The organism is Streptomyces sp. NPDC021019 (assembly GCF_044333295.1).
Taxonomy (GTDB): domain Bacteria; phylum Actinomycetota; class Actinomycetes; order Streptomycetales; family Streptomycetaceae; genus Streptomyces.
Genome location: NZ_JBIRQR010000001.1, coordinates 304384 through 329250, shown reverse-complemented (window position 1 = coordinate 329250; position 24867 = coordinate 304384). Strand labels below are relative to the sequence as shown.

20 protein-coding genes are annotated in these 24867 nt (G+C 70.8%); 11 read left to right on the top strand and 9 right to left on the bottom strand.

The features are described 5' to 3' along the window. Positions 1-152 precede the first annotated feature (152 nt). Together ACH4RG_RS01480 and ACH4RG_RS01475 are read left to right on the top strand one after the other, a co-directional pair. On the top strand, positions 153-1019 hold the full coding sequence (locus ACH4RG_RS01480) for an RNA polymerase sigma factor SigF (RefSeq protein WP_018958648.1): 867 nt from the start codon (positions 153-155) through the stop codon (positions 1017-1019). A gap of 83 nt (positions 1020-1102) precedes the next feature. After that, positions 1103-1981, top strand: a complete 879-nt coding sequence (locus ACH4RG_RS01475; RefSeq protein ID WP_398538927.1) for a hypothetical protein — start codon at positions 1103-1105, stop codon at positions 1979-1981. 302 nt (positions 1982-2283) lie between these two features. Here ACH4RG_RS01475 and ACH4RG_RS01470 read toward each other — a convergent pair whose 3' ends face one another. Further along, the gene (locus ACH4RG_RS01470) at positions 2284-2499 is read right to left on the bottom strand and encodes a hypothetical protein (RefSeq protein WP_397918585.1); all 216 of its coding nucleotides are present in this window, start codon (positions 2497-2499) and stop codon (positions 2284-2286) included. A 234-nt stretch (positions 2500-2733) separates the two neighbouring features. Here ACH4RG_RS01470 and ACH4RG_RS01465 point away from each other — a divergent pair, with 234 nt between their 5' ends. The 5 genes from ACH4RG_RS01465 to ACH4RG_RS01445 all read left to right on the top strand — a co-directional run bounded on the left by ACH4RG_RS01465 (position 2734) and on the right by ACH4RG_RS01445 (position 8692). Continuing rightward, complete coding sequence (locus ACH4RG_RS01465) at positions 2734-3246, top strand: MarR family winged helix-turn-helix transcriptional regulator (RefSeq protein WP_397919282.1); 513 nt, start codon at positions 2734-2736, stop codon at positions 3244-3246. Positions 3247-3277: 31 nt separating this feature from the next. Continuing rightward, positions 3278-5872 carry an MFS transporter gene (locus ACH4RG_RS01460; RefSeq protein ID WP_398538926.1) on the top strand — a complete coding sequence of 865 codons (2595 nt, stop codon included), beginning with the start codon at positions 3278-3280 and terminating at the stop codon, positions 5870-5872. 357 nt (positions 5873-6229) lie between these two features. Next, positions 6230-7045 (top strand): YceI family protein, encoded by an 816-nt coding sequence (locus ACH4RG_RS01455; RefSeq protein WP_397930725.1) that lies wholly within the window; start codon positions 6230-6232, stop codon positions 7043-7045. A 53-nt stretch (positions 7046-7098) separates the two neighbouring features. Further along, positions 7099-7569, top strand: coding sequence for a PPOX class F420-dependent oxidoreductase (locus ACH4RG_RS01450; protein ID WP_398538925.1), 471 nt, complete (start codon positions 7099-7101; stop codon positions 7567-7569). A gap of 136 nt (positions 7570-7705) precedes the next feature. Beyond that, a complete protein-coding gene (locus ACH4RG_RS01445) occupies positions 7706-8692 on the top strand; it encodes an NAD(P)-dependent oxidoreductase (protein ID WP_397919284.1) in 987 nt (328 codons plus the stop codon). Between the two features lie 89 nt (positions 8693-8781). Here the strand turns inward: ACH4RG_RS01445 and ACH4RG_RS01440 are convergent, their stop codons facing one another. Together ACH4RG_RS01440 and ACH4RG_RS01435 are read right to left on the bottom strand one after the other, a co-directional pair. After that, entirely contained in the window at positions 8782-9660 is an 879-nt protein-coding gene (locus ACH4RG_RS01440) for a TetR/AcrR family transcriptional regulator (protein ID WP_397930731.1), read from the bottom strand. Between the two features lie 128 nt (positions 9661-9788). Continuing rightward, positions 9789-11507, bottom strand: coding sequence for an MFS transporter (locus ACH4RG_RS01435; protein ID WP_397918595.1), 1719 nt, complete (start codon positions 11505-11507; stop codon positions 9789-9791). A 251-nt stretch (positions 11508-11758) separates the two neighbouring features. Here ACH4RG_RS01435 and ACH4RG_RS01430 point away from each other — a divergent pair, with 251 nt between their 5' ends. Further along, the gene (locus tag ACH4RG_RS01430) at positions 11759-12646 is read left to right on the top strand and encodes an endonuclease/exonuclease/phosphatase family protein (protein WP_397918597.1); all 888 of its coding nucleotides are present in this window, start codon (positions 11759-11761) and stop codon (positions 12644-12646) included. Between the two features lie 357 nt (positions 12647-13003). After that, positions 13004-14167, top strand: coding sequence for a serine hydrolase domain-containing protein (locus ACH4RG_RS01425; protein ID WP_398538924.1), 1164 nt, complete (start codon positions 13004-13006; stop codon positions 14165-14167). A gap of 457 nt (positions 14168-14624) precedes the next feature. Here the strand turns inward: ACH4RG_RS01425 and ACH4RG_RS01420 are convergent, their stop codons facing one another. Both ACH4RG_RS01420 and ACH4RG_RS01415 read right to left on the bottom strand, forming a co-directional pair. After that, the gene (locus ACH4RG_RS01420; protein ID WP_397918601.1) at positions 14625-15371 is read right to left on the bottom strand and encodes a response regulator transcription factor; all 747 of its coding nucleotides are present in this window, start codon (positions 15369-15371) and stop codon (positions 14625-14627) included. 142 nt (positions 15372-15513) lie between these two features. Beyond that, a complete protein-coding gene (locus ACH4RG_RS01415; protein WP_398538923.1) occupies positions 15514-16443 on the bottom strand; it encodes a DUF2797 domain-containing protein in 930 nt (309 codons plus the stop codon). Positions 16444-16562: 119 nt separating this feature from the next. Here ACH4RG_RS01415 and sigJ point away from each other — a divergent pair, with 119 nt between their 5' ends. Both sigJ and ACH4RG_RS01405 read left to right on the top strand, forming a co-directional pair. Then, positions 16563-17507 (top strand): RNA polymerase sigma factor SigJ, encoded by a 945-nt coding sequence (gene sigJ, locus ACH4RG_RS01410; RefSeq protein WP_397918605.1) that lies wholly within the window; start codon positions 16563-16565, stop codon positions 17505-17507. 93 nt (positions 17508-17600) lie between these two features. Next, positions 17601-18809 carry an NAD(P)/FAD-dependent oxidoreductase gene (locus ACH4RG_RS01405; protein ID WP_397930740.1) on the top strand — a complete coding sequence of 403 codons (1209 nt, stop codon included), beginning with the start codon at positions 17601-17603 and terminating at the stop codon, positions 18807-18809. On the opposite strand, the gene ACH4RG_RS01400 is transcribed toward ACH4RG_RS01405, so the two are convergent. The 4 genes from ACH4RG_RS01400 to ACH4RG_RS01385 form a co-directional block, all read right to left on the bottom strand. Then, positions 18796-19347 carry a hypothetical protein gene (locus ACH4RG_RS01400; RefSeq protein WP_398538922.1) on the bottom strand — a complete coding sequence of 184 codons (552 nt, stop codon included), beginning with the start codon at positions 19345-19347 and terminating at the stop codon, positions 18796-18798. The two genes, ACH4RG_RS01405 and ACH4RG_RS01400, sit on opposite strands and share 14 nt — an antisense overlap. A 424-nt stretch (positions 19348-19771) precedes the next feature. Beyond that, on the bottom strand, positions 19772-20476 hold the full coding sequence (locus tag ACH4RG_RS01395; RefSeq protein ID WP_398538921.1) for a M48 family metallopeptidase: 705 nt from the start codon (positions 20474-20476) through the stop codon (positions 19772-19774). Then, entirely contained in the window at positions 20473-23772 is a 3300-nt protein-coding gene (locus tag ACH4RG_RS01390) for a type I restriction endonuclease subunit R (RefSeq protein WP_398538920.1), read from the bottom strand. Before ACH4RG_RS01390 ends, ACH4RG_RS01395 begins: the two co-directional genes overlap by 4 nt. Then, positions 23769-24683, bottom strand: a complete 915-nt coding sequence (locus tag ACH4RG_RS01385; protein ID WP_398538919.1) for a restriction endonuclease subunit S — start codon at positions 24681-24683, stop codon at positions 23769-23771. The genes ACH4RG_RS01390 and ACH4RG_RS01385 overlap by 4 nt, the downstream gene beginning before the upstream one ends. Between the last annotated feature and the right edge of the window lie 184 nt (positions 24684-24867).

The following is a 24867-nucleotide window of genomic DNA, read 5'->3' as shown; positions in this document are numbered from 1 at the left end:
GACATGTCGACATGTCACTACAGCGTGTTGCCGACATGTGACATTCTGCTCGAAGCGCGTTTGCCGCAGCCCCGCCTCCGGTATTCAGGTGGAGGCTGCGTTCCTCCGATGGTCGCGGCCACCGCGACCGTCCGCGACCTCAAGGGGGTGGCATGTCCGAAGAACAGGGCAGCTCGAAGGTGCTCACGCTCACGAAGAGCGTGCCGGCACCCGCCGTGCTCACCAGCTCGCCGGAAGCCATCGACACCCGTACGCTGTCCCGCTCCCTGTTCCTGCGGCTCGCCGCGCTCGGCCCCGCCTCGGGCCCCGAGGGAACGGACAGTCCGGAGCGGACCTACGTGCGGGACACACTGATCGAACTGAACCTCCCGCTGGTGCGGTACGCCGCGGCGCGGTTCCGCAGCCGCAACGAACCGATGGAGGACATCGTCCAGGTCGGCACGATCGGCCTGATCAAGGCGATCGACCGGTTCGACTGCGAACGGGGCGTCGAGTTCCCCACGTTCGCGATGCCCACCGTCGTCGGCGAGATCAAGCGCTTCTTCCGCGACACCTCCTGGTCCGTGCGGGTCCCCCGTCGCCTCCAGGAGCTGCGGCTCGCCCTGACCAAGACCAGCGACGAGCTCGCGCAGAAGCTCGACCGCTCGCCGACCGTGCCGGAGCTGGCCCGCGCGCTCGGGGTCTCCGAGGAGGACGTGGTCGACGGTCTCGCCGTCGGCAACGCCTACACCGCCTCCTCCCTGGACTCCCCCTCCCCCGAGGACGACGGCGGCGAAGGCTCCCTCGCCGACCGCCTCGGGTACGAGGACTCGGCACTGGAGGGCGTCGAGTACCGCGAGTCGCTCAAGCCGCTGCTGGCCAAGCTCGCCCCGCGCGAGCGCCAGATCATCATGCTGCGGTTCTTCGCGAACATGACGCAGTCGCAGATCGGCGAGGAGGTCGGCATCTCCCAGATGCACGTCTCCCGGCTGCTGACCCGCACGCTCGCGCAGCTCAGGGAAGGGCTCATCGCGGACTGAAGCCGGTCGGCGGAGTTCGACCGGACTCCGCCGGTCTCTGCACCGGGGTTCAGATTTGACGGACCGTCAGCCACACTGGCGCGATGCGACGTCAGACGTGGGGCTCCACTCGCCGCCGAGGCACCGCCATCGTCGCCTCGGCGGCCGCTCTGTGCCTGGGCGGCGGCCTCCTGGCCGCCTGCGGGAGCGGGCCGGGTGGCGACGGGTACGTGGCCGTGGGCGCCGCAGCCGAGGGCGGGGACCGGCCGGCGGGCGGCGACGGGAAGCCCTCGGGCAAGGTGACGCTGGTCCCGCTGGACGGGGACGGCGGCAGCCACAGCGGCAGCGGCAGCGGGGAGATCGGTCGCGGCGGTCGCGGGTCCGGCAGTCCCTCGTCCGCGCCCTCCTCCCAGGGCGCGAGCGGGCCCGGGGAGGAGGCCGCGAACGGGCCCGGGCGCACCCAGGACAGTCCCGGCGGGGCGCGTACGGAGACTCCGGGCGGTCAGGGAGGCGGCTCGCCCGACGGGCCGGGCGCGAGGCCCGCGAAACCCGCGAACCCCTCGAAGCCCGGCAGCGGGCCCGGCACCCCTTCGCCTCCGGGCGACGGCGCACCCGGCACCGGCACCCCCGGCACCGGCACCCCCGGCACCACGGAACCTCCCGATCCGCCCGCAACCCCGGCCGCGCTGACGTTGAGCGCACCGCAGCGCGAGGCGGCGGGCAAACGGTGGTGCGAGAAGGTGACCGTGGAGTTCCGCAACACCGGCGGCTCGCCTGCGCGCTCGGGGACCGTCACGTTCGCCACCCACATCATCGGCGCCCTCGGCGTCGACTGGGCGACCATCACCTCGACGCAGCCCCTGCCCGCCCCGATCGGCGCGGGCTCGGCACGCTCGAAGACGTACACCGTCTGCGTGGAGTCCTGGCGGGTCCCGCTGGGGATGCGCGTCGAGACACAGGACGTCTCCGCCGGGTGGAAATGACCTGAGCGGACGGCGGGAAGCCCGCTACGTGCACAAGCCGAGCCGTCCAGGTACGCACGGACGCCGCCCGGAGGTGGAGCGGCGGCCGGCTGTGCGGCTCCGCCTCCCGTCCCCCGTGCGGCCGGATCGTACGGTCACACGCGTCGTACTGTCGTACGCGCCGTACTGTCGTACGCGCCGTGCTGTCGTACGCATCGTGCTGCTGCGGGCCTGCCCTGCGTGCTGCGTGCTGCCGTGGGCCTGCCCGCACTGTCGTAGGCCCGTCCCGCACCGTCCCGGGGCGGCCCCCCTGCGAACGCGGGTCAGCGCAGGGCGAGCCAGGCCACCGCGCCGAGGACGACGACGACCGCGATCACCGCCGCGATCACCCCGGCCTTCGGCCCGGAAGAGGTCGCCGCGGGCTGCTGCCGGCGCTGCGGCTCGCCCTCGTCGACGAAGGCGCGGAACATCTGCGTGCTGCCCGCCGGGTCAGGGGTGCCCTCGGGGCCCGGCTGAGGGGCGTGGGGGTTGTGTGCCATGGGGCAGGACCCTAGCGAACTCGGGCCCACCGCCCAACCCCCGGGCCACCTGGCAGCCACCCCGCACCTCCTCCGACCTGCGTCGTCTCAGTCGGCGAACGGGCTTGACCCGGACCCTACGGAGGCTTTTGCGTTCCTTTACTTCTGCAAGGCCGTTTCGTTTGCCTGTAGCAACCAACGGCTTCTATCGTTGCCCTAAGCAACAACATAGTCGTGAGTGTGCTGGGGGTTCCCGTGGCCGCACGGAGTAGTTACGAGGAACTGGCCCGGCAGCTCAGCGCCGTCGGGGCCGTCAAAAGGGGGCTCGCCCGCGCGCTGCCCCACGAATGTCCCGCGGGATCCGCCGCCGTGCTGACCCTCCTGGACCGGCACGGTGAGATGCGGATCAGCCGGCTCGCCGAGCTGCTGTCCGTGGACATGTCGGTGACCAGCCGCCACGTGGCCCATGTGGCTGATCGCGGCTGGATCGAACGGTCTCCGGACCCGGCGGACAAGCGGTCCCGCATCCTGCGGCTGACCCCCGGCGGGCACGACCAGCTCGACGAACTGACCCGGCGGACCACCGAGGTGTTCGCCCACAACCTCCAGGACTGGTCCGACGACGACGTCGGCCGGCTCATCGCGCTGCTGTCCCGGCTGCGCGACAGCTTCGCCTGTCGCGGATCCGGCGGCTGCGCCCCCGGACGTCACACCGGCGAGTGCAGGACCGGTCTCGGCGACGAGGCTCACACCCGTACACCTGTGTAACAGAAGCAAATTCGCACGGATAAGGAACTCAATGGCTACGACCACACCCACCGGTGTGCGGGGCGGCCACGCCAAGCACGGAGGGCACGGTGGCGCCCCCGCCTCCGGCACCCCCGACGGCACGCCGATGACACACCGGCAGATCATGGAAGCGCTCACCGGGCTGCTGCTCGGCATGTTCGTCGCGATCCTGTCGTCGACGGTCGTCTCCAACGCCCTGCCCGAGATCATCTCCGACCTCGGCGGCGGCCAGAGCGCCTACACCTGGGTCGTGACGGCCTCGCTGCTGGCCATGACCGCCACCACCCCGCTCTGGGGCAAGCTCTCGGACCTCTTCAGCAAGAAGCTGCTGGTCCAGATAGCCCTGATCATCTACGTCCTGGGCTCGGTCGTCGCCGGTCTGTCGACCAGCAGCGGCATGCTCATCGCCTGCCGGGTCGTCCAGGGCATCGGCGTCGGCGGTCTCTCCGCCCTCGCGCAGATCGTCATGGCCGCGATGATCGCCCCGCGCGAGCGCGGTCGTTACAGCGGTTACCTGGGCGCCGTCTTCGCCGTCGCCACCGTCGGCGGTCCGCTGCTCGGCGGCGTCATCACCGACACCAGCTGGATGGGCTGGCGCTGGTGCTTCTACGTCGGCGTGCCGTTCGCGATCATCGCGCTGATCGTGCTCCAGAAGACCCTGAAGCTCCCGGTCGTCAAGCGCGAGGGCGTCAAGGTCGACTGGACCGGCGCGTTCTTCATCAGCGCCGCCGTCTCCCTGCTGCTGGTCTGGGTGACCTTCGCGGGCGACAAGTACGACTGGCTGTCGTGGCAGACATACGTGATGGTCGCGGGCTCCGTCCTGCTCGGCCTGCTCTTCGTCCTCACCGAGTCGCGGGCCGCCGAGCCGATCATCCCGCTGCGCCTCTTCCGCAACCGCACCATCACCCTCGCCTCGATCGCCTCACTGTTCGTCGGCATCGCGATGTTCGCGGGCACCGTCTTCTTCAGCCAGTACTTCCAGCTGGCGCGCGGCAAGTCGCCGACGATGTCCGGCGTGATGACCATCCCGATGATCACGGGTCTCTTCCTCTCCTCGACCATCTCCGGCCAGGTCATCACCAAGACCGGGCGCTGGAAGGCGTGGCTGGTCACCGGTGGTTTCCTGGTCACGGCCGGGCTCGGGATGCTCGGCACGATCCGGTACGACACCGCGTACTGGCACGTCGCGGTCTACATGTTCGTCATGGGTCTCGGCATCGGCATGATGATGCAGAACCTGGTCCTCGCCACCCAGAACCAGGTCGCCCCCGAGGACCTCGGTTCCGCGAGCTCCGTCGTCACGTTCTTCCGCTCCCTCGGCGGCGCGATCGGCGTCTCCGCGCTCGGCGCGGTCCTGGGCAACCGGGTCACCCACTACGTCAAGGACGGCATCGCCGACCTCGGCCCGGAGGGTGCGGCGTTCGGCCACGGCGGTACCGGCGGCGGGGGCATCCCCGACCTGGACAAGCTGCCCGAGCCCCTGCGCCTGGTCATGGAGGCCGCGTACGGGCACGGCGTCGGCGACGTCTTCCTGTACGCCGCTCCGGCCGCGCTCGTCGCCTTCATCGTGACGCTCTTCATCAAGGAGGTCGCGCTGAAGAGCAGCGTGGCGACCGACGCCCCCGCCGACGCTCCCTCCGGTGCCTCGGCCCATGCCTCCGCCCAGGCCTCCGCCGTCGTCGGGTCGGACGAGGCGCCCGTACCCGCCGCCGTCGGCGCGGCCACCGGTCCGGTCTCCCAGAGCACGGCCGACACCGTCGGCGACCCGGCCCCCGCCCCTGCCTCCGCCTCGTACGACACCGTCGACAGCGGCAGCGGCGTTCAGGGGTCCTCGGTCCAGGGCACGTCGGTCCACGGTGTGGTGCGGGGTGCGGAGGGCGCTCCGGTCGCCCGCGCCGCCGTCACCCTGATCTCGCTGGGCGGCCGGCAGCTCGGCCGCTCCGTGGCCCGTCCCGACGGCGGCTACAGCCTGGACGCCCCCGGTTCCGGCAGCTACGTGCTGATCGCCTCCGCCGACGGCTTCCAGCCGCAGGCCTCCACGGTGGTCGTCGGTGAGGAGCCGCTGGCCTTCGACATCCTGCTCTCCGGTACGAGCGGACTGGCCGGGATCGTCAAGGCCGCGGAGTCCGGCGCACCCGTCGACGGCGCGATGGTCGTCGTGACCGACGTCCGGGGCGACGTGCTGGCCACCGGCGCGTCCGGCCCGTCCGGTGAGTTCGCCTTCGGCGAGCTGATCCCGGGCTCCGTGACCGTCGCGGTCAACGCCGCCGGCTTCCGTCCGCTGGCGCTGCCGGTGGAGATCGGCGGCCAGGGCGTCACCCGCGTCGAGGCCGCGCTGCGGTCCGGTGCGCTGGTCCGGGGCGTCGTGCGGGCCGGGGCCGCCCGGAGCCCGCTGACCGACGCGCGGGTCACGCTGATCGACGCGGCGGGCAACGTGGTCGCCACCGCGACGACCGGCGAGGACGGGGCGTACGCCTTCACCGACCTGGACGCGGGCGAGTACGCGGTCATCGCGACCGGTTACCCGCCGGTGGCCGGATCGCTGACCGTGAGCGGCCCGGGAGTCGACGGGCACGACATCGAACTCGCCCACCCGGGTGAGTGATTGATTCCCGCGGATTGATTCCCGCGGGTCGATCCCGCGGATTGATTCCCGCGGGTCGATCCCGCGGATTGATTCCCGCGGGTCGATCCCTCGGGACAGATCCCTCGGGACAGATTCCTTCGGCCCGGGCGCGCGTGCACCTATAGGGATGCGCGCGAGCACGTGAAGGGATCGCGAAGACCCCTGGTCGGACGGCACTTCCAGCGGAGAGGCTGTCACGACCGGGTGGAAACGGGCCCCGGTGGCGGGTACGGCGAGCAGGGGACGGCCTGCCGTGACCGCCCCGGGGCCCGACCCATGTGGCCCCGGGCTCCTTCGGGCCGGCCGCGGGTCATCGAGCTAGGAGAGAGATACGGGATGGGACTTCGCGCACAAGTACGGACACGGGACGGCTGGGCGGTCCAGCACGCCGTCGTCACCGTCACCGACATGACCGGCACCCAGGTGCTGCGCGCCGCGGCCGACGAGGACGGGGCCGTCCGGACGGACGGTTCCCTGGCGGCCGGCGCGTACACGGTGATCGTCACGGCGGTCGGGTACGCGCCCGTCGCCTCCACCGCCCTCGTCACCGCTAGCGGCCGCATCGAGGGCGGCCAGATCGTGCTGGCCCGCCAGGGCGGGGTGGAGCTGCCGCCGCCGGGCGTCTGGTCGCTGGACCCCGCGCACTCCTCGGTCGGCGCGGTCGCCCAGCACCTGGGGATCTCCAGCGTGCACGGCCGCTTCACCGACTTCGGCGGCCGGATCGAGATCGCCCAGGACGTCACCCGCTCCCGGGTCGAGGCGGTGATCAGGGCGGCCGGCATCGACACCGGCAACGAGATGCGGGACAAGCACCTGCGCTCGCCGGACTTCCTGGACGTGGACCGGTACCCGGAGATCGCCTACCGCTCCACCGCGCTGGACCCGGCGGGACCCGACCGCTGGACCGTGCACGGCGAGCTGACCATGCACGGCGTCTCACGCCCCGTCGACCTGGACCTCAGCTACCTCGGCACCGGGCCCGACCCGTGGGGCGGGGTGCGCGCGGCCTTCCACGCCACCGCCGAACTGCGCCGCGCCGACTTCGCGATGAACTACAACCAGGTCGTCCAGGCGGGCATCTCCGCGATCGGAACGACCCTGCGCGTGGAACTGGACATCCAGGCGGTACAGGGCGAGGCGCTGCCCGGTTAGCGCTCGACGAGGCTGCCCCGGCCCTGGCCCGGCCCGGTCGTAGGGTGGTGGGCATGGCACCGAACATCGCGACCAACACCACTGTGGAGCTCGACGCGTTGCTGGCGTTCGTACGCCCCCGGCACCGGGCGGTCCTGCTCACCGCCCGCGCCGACGGCCGCCCCCAGGGCTCCCCGCTGACCTGCGGCGTGGACGACGCGGGGCGGATCGTCATGTCGACGTACCCCGCGCGCGCCAAGACCCGCAACGCGCGGCGCGACGAACGGGTCAGCGTGATCGTGCTGTCGGACGAGTGGGACGGGCCGTGGGTGCAGGTCGACGGTTCGGCGGAGGTCATCGACGCCCCGGACTCGGTCGAGCCGCTCGTCGAGTACTTCCGCAACATCTCGGGCGAGCACCCGGACTGGGACGAGTACCGGGCGGCGATGGTGAAGCAGGGCAAGTCGATCATCCGGGTCACCCCGGAGCGCTGGGGCCCCGTCGCCACCGGCGGCTTCCCGGCCCACCTGGCATCGGGGAGCTGACCGAGCGATGACCGGAGAAGCCACAGAGAACGGGGAGAACGGGAACGGGCAGAACGGGAACGGGCAGAACGGGAACGCCTGGTCCGTTCCGCCGGTGCCCGTCCCGTGGCAGCCCCACTCGCTCCTCGCGTGCGGGATGCCCGTCCCGCCCCCGCCGCTGCCCTCGCCCGACGCCCTCGCGAAGGCCCGGCTGCTGGTCACGCCCTCGCTCGACGGCGGACTCGTACGAGAACTGGAGCGGCTCACCGGGCGGGACGCGCAGCCCCTGGAGGACGTCCCGCCGCCGTCCGAAGCGCCCCTGCTGTGCGTGGGGGAGACGCTGCCCGACGCGCTGCGGACGAGCCGGCTGCTCTGGTTCCACAGCGTCAACGCGGGGACGGACCCGCTGCTCGCCGGGGGCCCCTGGCCCGGCTCGGCCCTCCTCACCCGGACCGTGGGCCGGATGGGCGAGCGGATGGCCCAGTACGTCCTGGCCTGGATGCTCGCCGAGTGCCAGTCCGTACCGGAGTTCACCGCCCTGCACGCCCGCGCGCGCTGGGAGCGCCTCCCCTCGGAGCTCATCGCCGGGCAGACCGCCCTGATCTACGGGACCGGCCGCATCGGCGCGGCCGTCGGACGGCTGCTGGGCGCCTGCGGGGTGCGCACCGTGGGCGTCGCCCGCACGACGCGGTTCGGACCCGCGCCCGGCACCGCCCGGGTGGTGCCCGGCTTCGACCGCGTGATCGGGGCCGCCGAGGACGAAGAGGCGCTCGCCGAGGCCCGTTGGGTGATCTCCACGCTGCCGCTGACCGGGGCCACGGGGGGCTTCTTCGGGGCCGCCCGGTTCGCGGCGGTGCGCGGGGCGACGTTCGTCAACGTGGGGCGGGGCGCGACCGTCGACATGGAGGCGCTGGAGACCGCGCTGCGGGACGGCCGGGTGCGGCGGGCGGTGCTGGACGTACTGCCGGAGGAACCGGCCGGACCCGGCGACCCGGTGTGGAAGCTGCCCCGTACGGTCATCACCTCGCACTCCTCGGGGATCACCACCGACGAGGACGTCTCCCTCGACTTCACCGCCTGCTGGGAGGCCGTGACGGCGGGCCGCAGGCCCGAGCTGACGGTGGACGCGAGGCGCGGATACTGAAGCCGGCGCGGGGCCGACGCACGCTCAGTAACGCGAAGTCGTCTCTCCGATACCGGTCACGCGCTACTGAGCGCTCCTCGTGGAAGCGGCTACCGGGCGGACGAGCCCGTCCGGTCGCGCACCGCCTCGATGCCCGCGATCAGCAGGTCCAGCGCGAAGACGAAGTCCCGCTCGCGCATCTCCTCGACGGTCTTCCCGCCCCGGGCGGCCATCAGTTCGTCCGACGCCTCGGTGATCTGCCGCATGTGCGGCTGCGCCCTGATCGTGCTCATCGCCTGCTGGTGGTACTCGTCCTGGGTCAGTCCGGTCGCGTCGCACCGCGCCTTGAAGTGGCCCTCGACGGTGCCGAATCCGTACACGAACTGGAAGACCGCCGAGAGCGCGCCCGTCTGCCGCTCCAGGGGAAGCCCGGTGGCCCGGACGATGTCCTGGACGGCGTACGAGAACAGCATGGAGTTCGGGCCGATGTTGAGGAACGTCCCGGCCAGCGGGGAGATCCAGATGTGGCGGACGAGGAGCTCGCGGTAGCTGCGGGCCAGCTCCCGCAGCCGGTCCCGCCAGTCGGCGTCCTCGCGCGGCGGGGCGATCTCGGCGTAGACCGAGTCGAGCGCCAGTTCCAGCAGGTCGTCCTTGGTGTCGACGTACCAGTAGAGGGACATCGCGGTGACGTCCAGCTCGGCGGCGAGCCGGCGCATCGAGAACTTGGCCAGGCCGTCGGCGTCCAGCAGCCGCACCGACGCCTCGGTGATCCGGTTGCGGTCCAGCCCCACCGGGGACTCGGTCCTGCGCGAGCGCGAGGGGGCCCGGCGGTCCAGCCATACGCTGGTCCGCGCGGCGTTGCTCGCCGGGCCGGTCTCGGCTCCCGCCCCGGGCCCACCGCCGGCACCGGCACCGGTCCCCGGCTCAGGCTCGGGGAAGGACTCCCGGTCGGCATGGCGGTCGGCATCGCGGTCGGACTCGGACACCATGGCGCACTCTCCTCGTCTTGCGCGGACACTCTTCCGAGTGGTCCTGCCGGAAGGGCGGGACCGAGCCGTCCTGTCGGAAGGACGGCGTACCGGATGCTGACGGTCCGGTACGCGCGTCCGGTCCGATGCTATGCCGTCGGCCCCGTCGAGTCTGCCCTGTTCACCGCCGTCCCGGCCTCTCCCTGCCCGGCATCGGCCTTCGCAGCCCCGGCCGTCCCGACTGCGGCCTTCGCAGCCCCGGCCGTCCCGGCCTCGGCCCTCGCGGCGTCGGTCACCGGCGGTTCCGCAGCCCCGGCCACCGGCGGCTCCGTGGCGTCGGCGGGCCGCGCCTTCGTGGCCCCGGCCGACGAGGTCTCCGCCCGCTCGGCCCGGCGCAGCAGCAGCGCGGCGAGCAGCCCGCCCGCCAGCACCGCGACCGCGCCGACCAGTTGGCTGACCTCCAGGCCCGAGGCGAAGGCGTCCTTGATCTGCTCCCGGGCGGCAGGGCCGTCTGCGGCGGCCAGGGCCGCGGGCAGCGAGGCGGCGCCGACGGCGGCCGGAACGAGAGCGGCGAAGCGGGCGTTCAGCACCGCGCCGAGCACCGCGACCCCCAGTCCGTTGCCGAACTCCGCGAGCATGCCGTTGACCCCCGCGCCCACCCCCGCCTTCTCCGGCGGGATCGCGCTCATGATGGCGTTGGCCATCGCGGGCATCGCCAGGGCGACGCCCGCACCCATCACGACCAGGCCGAACAGCATGCCGCCGTAACCGCCGTCGCCCCCGCCGAGCACCGCGATCGCGGCGAGACCGGCCGCCAGGCAGCTCATCCCCGCCGCGATGACGACGGGCGTGCCGAACTTCCGGACCATGCGCGCGCCGAGGCCCGTGAGGTTCAGGGCGACCACGGTGAGCGCCATCGGTGCCGTCCGCAGGCCCGCCTCCAACGGCCCGTAACCGAGGACGAACTGAAGATGCTGGGTGAGCAGGAAGAGCGATCCGGTCATCCCGAAGGCGACCAGGATGGCCCCCGCCACCGCACCGACGAACTTCTGGTTCCGGAAGAAGTGCATGTCGAGCATCGGGTGGGGAACGCGCAGCTCCCACAGCACGAATCCGGCCAGCACCGCGACTCCGAGAGACGCCGTCAGCAGCACCTGGCCGGAGGCCCAGCCGTGCTCGGGACCGGAGATGATCGCGAAGACGACGGCGGTCATGCCGATCGTGGAGAGCAGCGCGCCCAGCAGGTCCGGCCGCTCTCCCTGACCGCTCTTCGACTCCGGTACGAGCCGGGCGACGGCGGCCAGGGCGAACAGGGCGACCGGGATGTTGATGAGGAAGATCGCGCCCCACCAGAAGTGGTCGAGGACGAACCCGCCGAACAGCGGACCCGCCGCGAAGCCGAGGGAGGAGACCGTGGACCAGATCCCGATCGCCTTGACCCGCTCGGCGTCGTCGAAGATCTGGACCACCACGGCGAGCGTCGTGGTGAGCAGCAGCGCGCCACCGACCCCCATCCCGGCACGGGCCGCGATGAGCTGGCCCGAGGACTGGGAGAGCCCGGCCACGAGCGAGCCGACGCCGAACAGGGCGAGGCCCACCATCAGCATCTTCTTGCGCCCGTAGCGGTCGGCGGAGCTGCCCGCGGTGAGCAGCAGCCCTGCCTGGACGAGTGAGTAGGCGTTGATCATCCACTGCACGTCGGCGGTGGAGGCATCCAGCTCCGAGGTGAGGGAGGGGATCGCGACGTTGAGGACGGTGTTGTCGAGCAGCACCGTGAGCTGGGCCAGGCAGATGACACCGAGGATCAGCCAGCGCTGCGGATGCCCCTGACGGGCGAGGTCTGGTCGTGGTGCGGCGGGTGCCGTCATGCGGACTCCTTGGGCTCCGGGGGTCCGGTGCGGTGACAGCTCGCTCCGGAGGGGCCGTACGGCGCGCGACTCGGCGCTGAACGGTGTACGACAGGTCGTTGATATACAGCGTAAGACAGTCCCTGTACAACGTACAAGTCCGTTTCGCGGCGCCGGACCGGCCGCGCCGGTGGGGCCCGCGCGGCGGCCGGACGGTACGGTTCTCGACGCTGACCTGACAAAGTGCGCGATTTTCGGCCGGTTGGAGAGCCATGTCGCTGCGTCGCCGTACCACTCGCATTCCTCAACTCCTGTTCACCGCATCCCTCCTGGGCGCGCTCGTCGCGCCGCCCGCCGCCGCCGTCACCACGAACCACCCCCCTTCCCGCGGGGGCGTTCCGCTGCGGGTCGCCACGTACAACATCCACGCCGGGGCGGGCGTGGACGGCGCCTTCGACCTGGACCGCCAGACAGCCGAACTCCGGGCGCTCGATGCGGATGTGATCGGCCTTCAGGAGGTCGACCGGCACTGGGGCGACCGCAGCGAGTGGCGAGATCTCGCGGGAGAGCTGGCGCGGCGGCTCCGCATGCACGTCTCCTTTGCCCCGATCTACAGCCTGGACCCGTCCCGGCCGGGCGGCCCCCGCGCGGAGTACGGGGTGGCCGTGCTGTCGCGGTACCGGATCGTGAGCGCCGAGAACCACGAGATCACCCGACTCTCCACCCAGGACCCCGACCCGGCCCCCGCTCCCGCCCCGGGGTTCGGCGAGGTCGTCGTACGGGTGCGAGGGCTGCCCGTACACGTGTACGTGACCCACCTCGACTACCGCCCGGACCCCGCCGTCCGCGTCGCCCAGGTCGCCGACACCCGGCGGATCATGGCCGAGGACCGGGGCCCGCGGATCCTGCTCGGCGACTTCAACGCGGAGCCTGCCGCCCCCGAACTGGCGCCGCTGTGGCGGGAACTGGCGGACGCCGACCCGGGCGCGCCGACCTTCCCGGCGGGGGACCCGGTCAAGCGGATCGACTTCGTGGCGGTGTCGAAGGCCGGGCCGGACGCCGGGATCACGGTGCGGAAGGCGTGGGTGCCGGAGAGCGTCGCCTCCGACCACCGGCCGGTGGTGGCGGACCTGCTGGTACGGGGAGGCAGGGGCCGATGAGCCCACCGACGGGGGTCGGACGGACGAGCCGGGACGGAACCCACCGAGCCGCACGGACAAGCCCGGACGGAACCCACCGGGCCGCACGGGGCCGATGCCCCACGAGTTCGGTCGGCCGGGTCCGGGGCGCCGGACCGACGCCCCCCGGGCGCGGCCCACAGCACCCGGACCCGGGCCGATGAGTCCCGGGCGGGCCGGGAGTCATCACTTTCGGCCCGCATGCCTCCTTTTACGGCCGGCGCGCGTCCTCCTGTCCGAGGGCCGCGCCCGGTCCACCACCCGCGGTCACGCGCCGCGGGGCGCCCCCCGGAGGGCAGGCCTCCGACAGCACCCGCGGTACCGGACGAAGGACGACCCATGACCACCACCCCCCTGCACGAACTGCTGGACGCCCACATCGCCGAGGGGTCGATGCCGGGTGCGGTGGCCCTGGTCGCCCGGGGCGGAAGGACCGAGGTGGCGGCGGCCGGTACGGCCGACCTCGCCGGGCCCACGCCGATGCGGCGGGACTCGCTCTTCCGTATCGCCTCGATCACCAAGCCGATCGTGGCGGCGGCCGCCATGACGCTCGTCGAGGACGGACTGATCGCCCCCGCCGACCCGGTCGCGGCCTGGCTTCCCGAGCTGGCCGCGCCCCTGGTCGTACGGACCCCGCAGAGCCCGGTCGACGACGTGGTGTCGGCGGTCCGCCCGATCACCCTGCTGGACCTGCTGACCTTCCGGGCCGGCCACGGCTTCCCTTCCGACTTCTCGCTCCCGGCCGTCGCCCCGCTGTTCGCCGAGCTGAAACAGGGCCCGCCGCAGCCGCGGACCGTCCTCGCGCCGGACGCCTGGATGGCCGCGCTGTCCCGTATCCCGTTGCTGCACCAGCCGGGCGACGGCTGGCTCTACAACACGTGCTCCGACATCCTCGGCGTCCTCATCGCCCGGGTCGCCGACCGCCCGCTGCCCGTGTATCTGGCGGAGCGGCTGTTCGAGCCCCTCGGCATGACGGACACCGGGTTCGCCGTGGAGCCCGCCGACCTCGACCGGTTCACCGGCTACTACCGGGCCGGGGCGGACAGCGGAAGCGATCCGGTGCTGGTCGACGCCCCGGACGGGCAGTGGAGCAGCCCGCCCGCCTTCCCGTCCGGCGCGGGCGGCCTGGTCTCGACCGTCGACGACTGGGCCGCGTTCGGCCGGATGCTGCTCGCCGGGGGGCTGAACGACGAAGGACGGCGGGTGCTGGCCGCCGAGTCGGTCCGCCAGATGATCACCGACCATCTGACCCCCGAGCAGCGCGCGGCGAGCGGGCTGTTCACGGAGGGGCAGGGCTGGGGATTCGGCGGGGCGGTGGACATCGAGATCGCGGCCCCCTGGAACGTACTGGGCCGCTACGGCTGGATCGGCGGCACCGGCACCACGGCCCACGTCATCCCGTCCACGGGCACCGTCGCCGTCCTGCTCACCCAGCTGGAGTTGGCCGGGCCCACCGCTCCGCAGGTGATGCGGGACTTCTGGACGTACGCGGCCGGGTTCTGAGCCCGGCCGCGTACGTCCGGCCCTCGACCGGCGGGCCGTGTCAGGTCGTGGAAGTGGCGGTGCCGACGGTGCCCCGGTGAAGTTCTCCGTCACCCAGGAGGAGAACTGCGACGAGGTACCGGAGTCGCCGCCCCTGCCGCTGCCGCCTTCCGTCCCGCCGCCCGAGATGAAGTAGTGGGTCTCCCCCTCCGCTACGCACTTCCTGAACCGGGCCGGCGTCGGTGGTGGGTCGCTCCCGTTGAAGCCGCAGATCGCCATACCCGGGCCGTCGGCAGCTAGTTGGCAGCCGGCCGCGTGCTGCGCGCCGACGGCGGCCGCGTCCCCAGGCGCAGTCGTTCAGCCCGAACAGCCGCACCGGCTGACGGCGGCGACGACGGCGATCAGCGGGACGGCGGACACGACGAGCCGCGTCCGCAGCGTCCACGGCCGCCGCAGCACCCCCACACCGCCCCGGCCCCTACTCGCCGGGCTTGATCAGGTACCCCGCGCCGCGCCGGGTGTGGATCATCGGCGTGCGCCCGGCGTCGATCTTCTTGCGGAGGTAGGAGATGTAGAGCTCCACGACGTTGGCCTGCCCGCCGAAGTCGTAGTTCCAGACCCGGTCGAGGATCTGCGCCTTGCTGAGCACCCGGCGCGGATTGCGCATCAGGAAGCGCAGCAGTTCGAACTCGGTGGCCGTGACGTGGATCGCGTCCCCGCCCCGGCTCACCTCGTGGCTGTCCTCGTCGAGCACCAGGTCCCCGACGACGAGCGTGGACCCGGCTCGGCCGGCGGCGACGGCCGAGCCCGAGCGGCGGATGAGCCCGCGCAGCCGCGCCACGACCTCCTCCAGACCGAACGGCTTGGTCACGTAGTCGTCGCCGCCCGCGGTGAGCCCGGCGACCCGGTCCTCCACGGCGTCCCGGGCGGTCAGGAAGAGGACCGGCACATCGTCGTACTCGCGGCGCAGCCGGCCCAGCGCGGACAGCCCGTCCATGTCCGGGAGCACCACGTCCATGACCACCGCGTCCGGGCGGAAATCCCGCGCGGCCCGGACGGCGCCGGCCCCGTCCCCGGCGCTGCGCACCTCCCACCCCTCGTACCGCAGGGCCATCGAGAGCAGCTCGACGAGCGGAGCCTCGTCGTCCACGACCAGGACCCGCACGGGGGTACGGTCCGGCCTGAGCAGTTCGGTACGCCCCTGGGGCGAGGTCGTCGTCGTCATGGGGACCACTCTGTGAGGCACCCGTGAGAGCAACCTGACCCGTTCCTGTGAATTGCCTGAGAAAAGCGGCGCGGACCCCAGGGCTTCTCGGCGAGGAACAACGCGGCGGCGTTCCCATGACAGACTCTCCCTCGGTCGACGGTCAGAACAACCCACCCTGCACACCGCCGCCGATGTCGATGAGAGGGACCCGTACATCGCCCTCCGCCACGGCGGACACGGCCCCCGCGGACGCGGCCTCCCCGGACACTGCCCCCGCGGGCAGGGCCGCGAGGTCCCACCCGGTGATCAGCCGCGTGTCGAGGACGACCACGCCCACGCCGTCCACCGCCAGATGCAGATCGGGCCCGGCCGCCGCGACGAGCCGCCCCGCCACGACGCCCCCGTCGACCAGCTCCCGCACCGACCGCACCGGAGGGGGCGTCCGGTCGATCCCGAAGAACTCCGCCTGGTCGACGACTTCGAGCGGAAGCCGCTCCAACGACTCGGGCCAGCCGCCCCCTTCGAGCCGCGCGGCCCGCGCGTACAGCTCCGCCACCTCGGCGGCCCGCTCCTCGCGCACGGGAAGCCGCCCGCGCACAGCCCGCTTCCTGGCGTACGGGATCCGGTCGGGCACTCCGAGGGCCGCCCGCAGCACCTCCTCGGTCCGCCGGGCCGCCATGAGGGGGCCGCGCCCCAGCCAGCTGAAGCACACGGCCCCCTGCTCCCGCAGCCGGGCCGCCCCCCGCTTCTCCCCGGTGATTCCGACCTTGACCATGCCGGGCCCGAACCAGGCGAGGTACACGCGGTACGTCCGGGGGTCGTCCGCCATCGTGTCGGCGGCCACCGAGTGCGCCCGGTCCAGCCGCGCGCACTCGGCGCACCGCCCGCCGGTGGAACGCCCCGGCACCACCGCGCCCAGCGGCCACACATTCCCCCGGGCCCCCACGCAGTGCCGCTCCCCAAGGGCCCGGAACCCGAGGCCGGCCCCGTACGCGAGCACGCTCACCCGCCGGTCGCCGCCCCTGCTCCACCCCAGCTCGGGCACCTGCTCCGGCCACCGCACCCCGGCGCACCACCACCCACCGGACACCCGGACCCCGCTCTCTCCTCCACCGGCACCAGATCACCGGTCGGACCGGCCCGGCGATGCTACGCGGAGCCTCCGACACCCTCGATCCGCCGCCGCGGCCGGCCGTTATGATCCGGGCCATGGCGCTGACCGGGAACCAGACGGACCTGTTCGAGGCTTCCATGCCCCGTCTGAAGGCCATCGCCTACCGCCTCCTCGGCTCCGCGAGCGATGCCGAGGACGCCGTCCAGGACACGTTCCTGCGCTGGCAGTCCGCCGACATCGACCGCATCGAGGTCCCCGAGGCCTGGCTGACGAAAGTTCTCACCAACCTCTGCCTCAACCAGCTCACCTCGGCGCGCGCCCGCCGCGAGACCTATGTGGGCCAGTGGCTGCCCGAACCGCTGCTCGCCGGGGATCCGATGCTCGGCCCCGCCGACACCGTCGAACAGCGCGAATCGGTCTCGTACGCGGTCCTCGCCCTCATGGAGCGCCTCTCCCCCAACGAGCGGGTGGTGTACGTGCTGCGGGAGGCCTTCGGCTACCCGCACCGGAGGATCGCGGAGATCCTGGACATCACCGAGTCCTCCGGCCAGCAGATCTTCCACCGCGCCAAGAAGCACATCGCGGAGGGCAGGGCCCGGACCGAGATCGACGAGGCCGCCGCCCGTCGGATCGTCGAGGAGTTCCTCGCGGCCGCCGCCGGCGGCCGGACCGAACCGCTCGTCCGGCTGCTCACCGCGGACGCCGTCGCGATCGGCGACGGCGGCGGGAAGGTACCGGCCCGCACCAGGCCCTTCGAGGGGGCCGTGGCCGTCGCGAAGTTCATGCGGAGCCTGTTCACCCCCAACCAGGCCGCTCGCAACCTCCTCGGCGGCACGGCAGAGGTCCACGTCTGGTACGCCAACGGGCTGCCCGCGCTCGTGGTCACCGTCGACGGCCGGGTCATCGGCGTCATGTGCCTGGAGATCACGGCGGACGGCATCGCCGCCTTCCGTAACCAGGCCAACCCCGACAAGCTCGAACGCGCGACGCGTCGGTGGGCGGCGACGGACCACGGAGAGCCGGCCCTCCGCATCGACTGATCCCGTGTGACGCACGTCACCTTTCTCACCTGTCAGGAATCACCGGGCTGCCCGGTTCAAAGGGCGGAACCCCGCGAGACAGGAGCGAAGGACATGCAGCAGAACATCCAGCAGCACCGCGTCATCGTCATCGGAGCCGGCTACACCGGAGCGAGCGCCGCCGGACGCCTCGCCAGACGGCTGCGCAGCGAGGACGTCTCCATCACCCTGGTCAACGCCGAACCCGACTTCGTCGAGCGCGTCCGGATGCACCAGCTCGCGGCGGGCCAGGACCTCCGCCCCCGCCCCTTCCGCGAGATGTTCGCCGGCACGGCCGTCCGGCTGCGCCTCGGCCGGGTCACGGGCATCGACGTCGACCGCCGAACGGTCTCCGTCGCCGCCCCGGACGGAACCGGTGAGCCGGAGACCTTGCCGTACGACACCCTCGTGTACGCCCTGGGCAGCGCCTGGAACACCCACGCCGTCCCCGGCGCCGCCGAACACGCCCACGACATCGCCGGCCGCCCCGGCGCCCTGCGCCTGCGCGACCGCCTGGCCTCCCTCGCCCCCGGCACGCCCGTGGTCGTCGTCGGCGGCGGCCTCACCGGCGTGGAGGCCGCGACGGAGCTGGCCGAGACCCGCCCGGACCTGGACGTCTCCCTGGCCGCCCGAGGAGCACTGGGCGACTGGCTCTCCCCCAAGGGCGCCAGGCACCTGCGGAAGGTCTTCACCGACCTGCGGATCACCGCCCACGAACACGCCGACGTCACCGCCGTGCACGCCGACCGTGTCACCACGGCCGAGGGCGACATCCCGGCCGCGGTCACCGTCTGGACGACGGGCTTCGCGGTCCACCCCGTCGCCCGGGCCACAACACTGCGGACCGGCGACAACGGCCAGATCGTGGTCGACGACACGATGCGCTCGACCTCGCACCCGGACGTGTACGCCATCGGCGACGCGGCCCTGGTCGCGGGCCCGGGCGGCAAACCGCTGCGCATGTCGTGCGCCTCGGGCGTCCCCACCGCCTGGCAGGCGGCCGACGCCATCGCGGCCCGCCTCACCGGCACCAAGCTCCCGGCCATCTCGGCCCGCTACTTCAACCAGTGCGTCTCCCTCGGCCGCAAGGAGGGCCTGATCCAGTACGTCACCGCCGACGACCGAGCCGTCAGCGCGGCCCTGACCGGCCGCGCGGCGGCCCTCTACAAGGAACTGGTCTGCAAGGCCGCGGCCTGGGGCGTAGCGAACCCGACGATGGGCCTGCCGACCCGCCGCCGCCGGGTCACGGCGGAGCCGACACGGGCGACCGCTACAGCCGCTTGAGGTTCCGCCCCAGGATCGCCCTGAGACGCTCCACGTCCTCAGGGCCCTGGGCACCCCTCTTGGGCAGCACGGCGATTCCGGCCGAACGCTCACCGCCGAGCAGCACGAAGAGGCGTGCGGTCTCCAGATACTCCCGGTGCACCGCCCACCCGACGAAGAAGGACACCTGCTCACCGGTACTGACCGCGCCGCGCTCATCGGCCACCGTGCGGCACTGTCCGTACGGCTCCACGGTGCTGAACATCCTGCGGGCCTGGGTGCGCACAGCCCGCAGGGTCCCCCAGGACACGACGGCCGCGCAGACCACCAGCGCGACAGCCAGCACAGGCGCCGACATACCGACGACCACACCGAAGACAGCCAGAGCACCGACAGAAGCCACCGGCCCCGTGAACGCCTGGAGCCGCCCCGCCCCTGTCCGCAACGCGCGCGCACGAAGCGCCTCTTCGAAGTCGCCGACCGTCGGCCGGTAGACGAACTCCACGTCCGCCCCCCGATCCGCGCCCGCGGCGAACGCGTCCCCGCCCTTGCTCTCCATGAGCGGGGATCCTAGCGAGAGGTGCCGGAACGACCCGCCGCCGCCCTCTGTGCGGAGGAACCCCGGCCACGGAGGAAGCCACGGAGAGAACGCGAGAGGCCCCCAGGATTTCTCCTGGGGGCCTCTGGCCTGCTGTGCACTCGGCAGGATTCGAACCTGCAACCTTCTGATCCGTAGGATCGGGCAGCTTGCCGTGAGGGGCGCCAACGGCCTACTGCTCCGATTGCTCAAGCCAGCGATCATGTGCGTCCGTGTGCCGTCGTTGCCGTCAGTGCTGCCGTCAACTCCAACCGGTCGCGCCGTCGTCACGACGGTCCGCCGGCCGACCCGCCACAGCTCCAGCAGAGTCGGCTCCCGCAGATCGGCTGCGTTACAACCTTCCCGCCTGTCAGCCCAACTCACGATGCGTTGAGCCAGGGCGCCACTACAACGTTCCCCCAAACCAGAGGCAAGCGCCGCGCCTCGCCAATTCCTGCTTACGCTCGTCGTAGTCCGGCATGACGCGGGCGAGCAGTTGCCAGAACGCGGGGCCGTGGTGAGGCTCGCGCAGATGCGCGAGTTCGTGCGCCAACACGTAATCAACGAGGGGTGGGGACAACTGGAGCGTCGCCCAGTGGATACGCACGCGGCGTCCGGCCGTCGCACTTCCCCACTTGTGGCCGAGGTCTGCCACCTCGATGGGCCCCGCATCGACTCGTAGTCGCTCTGCCCATGCCCGAGAGCGGGGTCCGAGCCAGGCCTCGCCGCAGCGCTGGTACCAGGCGATCAGGCTTGCCTCTCCCACGCCGAGCAGCTGTCGTGGCAGGACGAGTCGGCCGCGCTCCAGGCGGACAGCGCCGTCCGCGTCATCGATCTTCAGTCGATGGCTGCGACCCAGGTACAGGAAGCCCTCACCGTCGACGAGCTCCTTGGTGACGGGCTCGTGCTGGAGGACTTCCTTCTCGGCCAGCTTGCGGTAGACCCACTCGCGTTTCGACGCCAGGAATTGCTGCAGCTCCGCGGTCGCCACATCATCGGCGGCCCTCAGACGCAGCGATCCGTCGACCTCGATGGTGAGCCGAGCCTTACGGCTGCTGCCGCCGATCTCGACCGGTACGCGCAGATCGTCAAGCTGGAGGACAGTAATCAAGGGCGCCCCCGGGTACGAAGCTGCTCCCTGATCAAAGACTGGTTGGAGCGCGCCAGCTCCATGAGGCGGTCAGCAATGGCCGCCTGCTCGGAGAACGGAAACAGGTCGCGGTCGTCCAGCTGATGGACGATGTCCTTACGCAGCTCGTCCTGGGCGTGCGGGTTCTGCCAGAACCGCACGATGCCTGCGTGCCGCAGCACCTCACCGACGATGTCTTCGGCCAGGTGCAGGATGTCCGTCCGCACCTCGTCTGGCAGGGTGGCACTGGTGGCGAACTCGCTCTCCAGAAGGCCGTAGAAGCGGGCGACCAGCGGGTCTTGGTGGACGCGCGACGAGCTGGACTCGTCGGTCATGTCGCCGAGCAGCACCTCGAGCGCGAGGCTGAGCTGGTCCCATTTGCCGGTAAGCGACTTCAGTATCTCGTCGAGGCGCTCGGAGAGCTTGGTGTAGCGAGCGGGATCCTCGTCGAAGTTCGTCCGAATGTGGAACCGCAGGGCGTGTTCCATCTCGGAGGCTTTCGCCTTGTCGGAGCTAAGACCCTTAACCTTCGCAAGGAAGTCCGGGTCGGTGACCGAGACGGGCGCGATCTTCGTCGCGATGTCGAGCGCCGTGACGTGCTCGTCGATCAGGGCACGCACCTTCTCGCCGTACAGCGAGGCACTGAAGTCTCCGAGGCCGTCGTCCCGGTAGCGTCGCCGGGCGACCTTCTGGATCAGGCCGAGCCGCTTGGCGTCAGCCACGAAGGGCAGCGCCTCGGGACGGGGCAGGATGGTGTCGAGCGTAGTGAGGAACTGCTTCAGCAGCACACTGAAGCGGGCCCTGAGAGCATCGTCTGAGAGCAGGTCGACGCAGGCCTCGATGTCCTCATCCAAATCGAACGTCTCGATACCCGCCTGGGCGAAGAGCGCCACCACCCGGGCGTGCCGGTCGCGGAGCTTTGGCACCTCGTCCGCAATCGAGGCCAGCGCCCCGATGGCATCCTCGGCGTCCTCGGGCGCATAGGCCTGGAGCGCCTTTTGCAGATGGGCGCCAACGCCGAAATAGTCAACCAGCAGGCCGGCGGCCTTGCCCGGGCTGGTCCGGTTGACACGGGCAATGGCCTGGAGCAGTTCGGCGTCCTGGATAAAGCGGTCGAGGTAAAGCGCCTGCTCGACTGGGGCATCGAAGCCGGTTAGCAGCATGGTGCGTACCAATAGGAAAGCAACGGGACTCCTCTGCTCACCGGGGAAGCCCAGCGGCTTCTTGAACTCCGCGATGACCGCGTCCTGGCGGGCCTTGTCGGTCCACTGCAGCCAGGTCGGGTCATCGTTGTTGCTGCCCGAGATAACCGGGACAAAGTCCAGAATCCGAATGAGCTCCAGGTGCGGCAGGCCACGGACTAGGACCTGCTTGCGCCGATCGAGCCCGTCGATGTCCAGGCTGCCGTCCTCGGCCCCACGCACGAGGTGCTCCGGCAGGCGCTCAATCTGCGCGACGAGGTCGTCCCTTGCACTAAGGAGCGCCTCGCGGTACCGCACCGTCGCCAGGCGGCTGGTAGCTGACAGCTGTGCCTTAAAGCCGCCGGGAAGCACTGTCGACACGTAGTGCCAGAGGATCGACTTCGCCTTGGCGGCGATGAGTTTCGGCGCTTCCAGCACGGCGCCGGTCGTGGCATAGCGCGCCTTGAGTTTCTCGATCTCCTCGTAAGTGTGCTCGGCGAACATGTCCTCGAACAGTTCGTCCAGGTCGCTGCCGCCGACCACAGCCCCTTTGGCGGTGCGTCCCTCGTAGAGGATGGGGACGACGGCGCCGTCGTGTTCGGCCTGGCGGATCGTGTACTGGTCGATGAACGACCCGAAGATGGCGTCGGTGCGCTTCTTACCTTCCCGCATGATCGGGGTGCCGGTGAAGCCGATCTTGGCTGCGTTCGGCAGCGCCGCCATGAGGTTGGCGTGCAGCGTCGAGGTCTGGGAGCGGTGCGCCTCATCGACGAGGATCACGACGGTCTCGTCGATATTGAGGACCCCGAGTGCTTCGTTCTTCTCGTCCGCAGCCATGCGGCCCTCACCGACGCCTGCGGCATCCGCATCCCGGTACTTCTGGATCATGGCGAAGACCAGCGCAGGGCCCTTCTCCGCCAGGATGGTCCGCAGCTGAGCCGCGCGCCGTGCCCGGACGACGCCCTCACCGGAGAGCTTGGCGGTCTCGGAGAGCTGCTTTTCGAGGTCGCTCCGGTCAGTGATGACCACGACCTTGAAGGCACGCAGCACTGGATCCGAGCGCATCGCCCGCACCAGGAACACCATGGTCAGAGACTTACCTGACCCTTGGGTGTGCCAGATCAGACCACCACGACGGTCACTTTCGCCGTCCTGGGTTCGTGTCTTCCCGGTCCGGAGCCGCATGAGCGCCCGGCCAACGGCGCGGTACTGCTGGTAACGGGCGACGATTTTGATCCGCCGGCCGTTGACCTCCGTGAAGAGGGTGAAGTGCCGGACGACGTCGAGCAGGTTGGACGGTGCCAGCATCCCGGCAGTTAGCAACTCTTGACCCGTCAGCTCTGCCGCGGGCTTGCCGAGCCGCGAGGCCAGCTCGTCACGGCTGAGCGGGAAGGCGTCCTTCCACTCCAGGAAGTGCTCCGGGCCCGCAGTGAAGGTCGCGACGCGCGCGTTGTCGCCGTAGGTCGAGACCACGAACTGGTTGGTCCAGAACAGCTGCTCGTTGCCCTCAGGCAGGCCGAGGCGACGCTGGTTGGCGTAGCGCCGTAGCTGGGTGATGCCCTCGGCCATGGGGTCGGTGATGTACGGGCTCTTGCACTCGATGACCACCAGGGGGATGCCGTTGACGAACAGCACGACGTCGGGAGCGACGAACTTCTTGGCCTGGCCTCCGGGCTCATCCATCCGGAACTGGCTGATCGCCAGAAAGTCGTTGTTCGCGGGGTTGTCGAAGTCGATGAACTGGACGCGCTGGGAGCGTCCCTGATCCCAGTCCGGCAGACCCGCTACGGACACGCCTTCAACGAGGCGCTCGGTCATCCGCTCGTTGAGCTCAACGAGCTTGCCCACCTCGGAGCGCGTGAGCGACGAGACCACCTCGGCCAGGCGCGCATCGTCCAGCCACGGCGCACCGTCCGGCCCTGGGTTGATCTTGAGCAGTGCGGCGCGGAGCCTCCCTTCGAGGATCGAGCCGCGGAATGAGTCGCGCTCCGTGACTGATGGGTCTGACTTCGACCCCTCGATAACCTGCCAGCCGAGGCCCTCCAGCTGGTCAAGTAGTGGCTTCTCGACCTCGGTGTACTCAGGGCCCTTACTCATGAGGCAGCCTCAGCAGGGACGCGGACACGTCCAGAGAGGAGGTCCTCGAAGAGGCCACGCCGCACGGCCTGGAGCTTGGCCAACGCAATGCGTTCTGATTCTTGCCTCTCCTGAAGCGCTGTCATCACCCGAGCAACGTGCCGCTGGTATCGAATATCAGGCGATGGAAACGCGAACCTCTTGAGAACGTGAATCGATACCTCTGCCCTAGTAGTGCCGACCACTGCGAGATCGAGTCGCCTCTGCGCCTCTCGACTCAACAAATAATAGCGCGCAAACGCCGGATCCGTTCGGGCGGATAGCCGAATTCGCGCCATCTCTCGACTAATATTGCCGTTGTAGGCATCCGGCGCGATACCCACTCTGCCAATGGTCCCCTTGATCGAGAGCAGGACATCTCCCGGAGCAACCCGGCTTCGCCGATACTGCGCATCAATCGACCTTGACGTTCGATGAACACCCGTCTCAAAGTCACCATCGAGGTCGCGAATAGCAAGTACCGGCACTCCGCCTGGAACGAATGCTCCAGACTGGACAATACCGTAGCAAATATCCGCAGTGCACAGATCCGCAAGCGGGACGAAGTCGGCTGGCGGAAGTTCCTTCACCAGCCGATCGAGTACCCCTTCCGCTTCCAGTCTCAGTTTCGAAAGGATGCGCCTAGAGGTAGCGATCTGTTCATCGACCGCATCCAGGATGCGCGCTATCCGCGCTTGCTCCGGCATCGTAGGGAGCACAAGCTCAGCAGACAACAATGCTTCATCCGCAAAGTTCGTCTGAGATTCCGCCATACCTGTCGTCCGGGCATTCAGGTATTCCTGAACGACCTTGGTCGAGAGGAGACCCGCCAGTATTTGTGGTAGCACGGCTGATGTCCTTGGCCGAAGGCCGACCATCTTCCCAGACACCATGATATGGGGCCGCGTAGACCGTACATGAACAACTACACCGACACGATGACGGGGTCCAGCCTTCGTGATCAGGACGTCCCCTGCATGAACCTCGATAGATTCGTTTCCCCAGTAACTTGCTGGTGGCACCTTGTGGGCTTCTTCTCGCCAACCGTCCCACGTTACTGCGGTGGTCTTGAGTAGT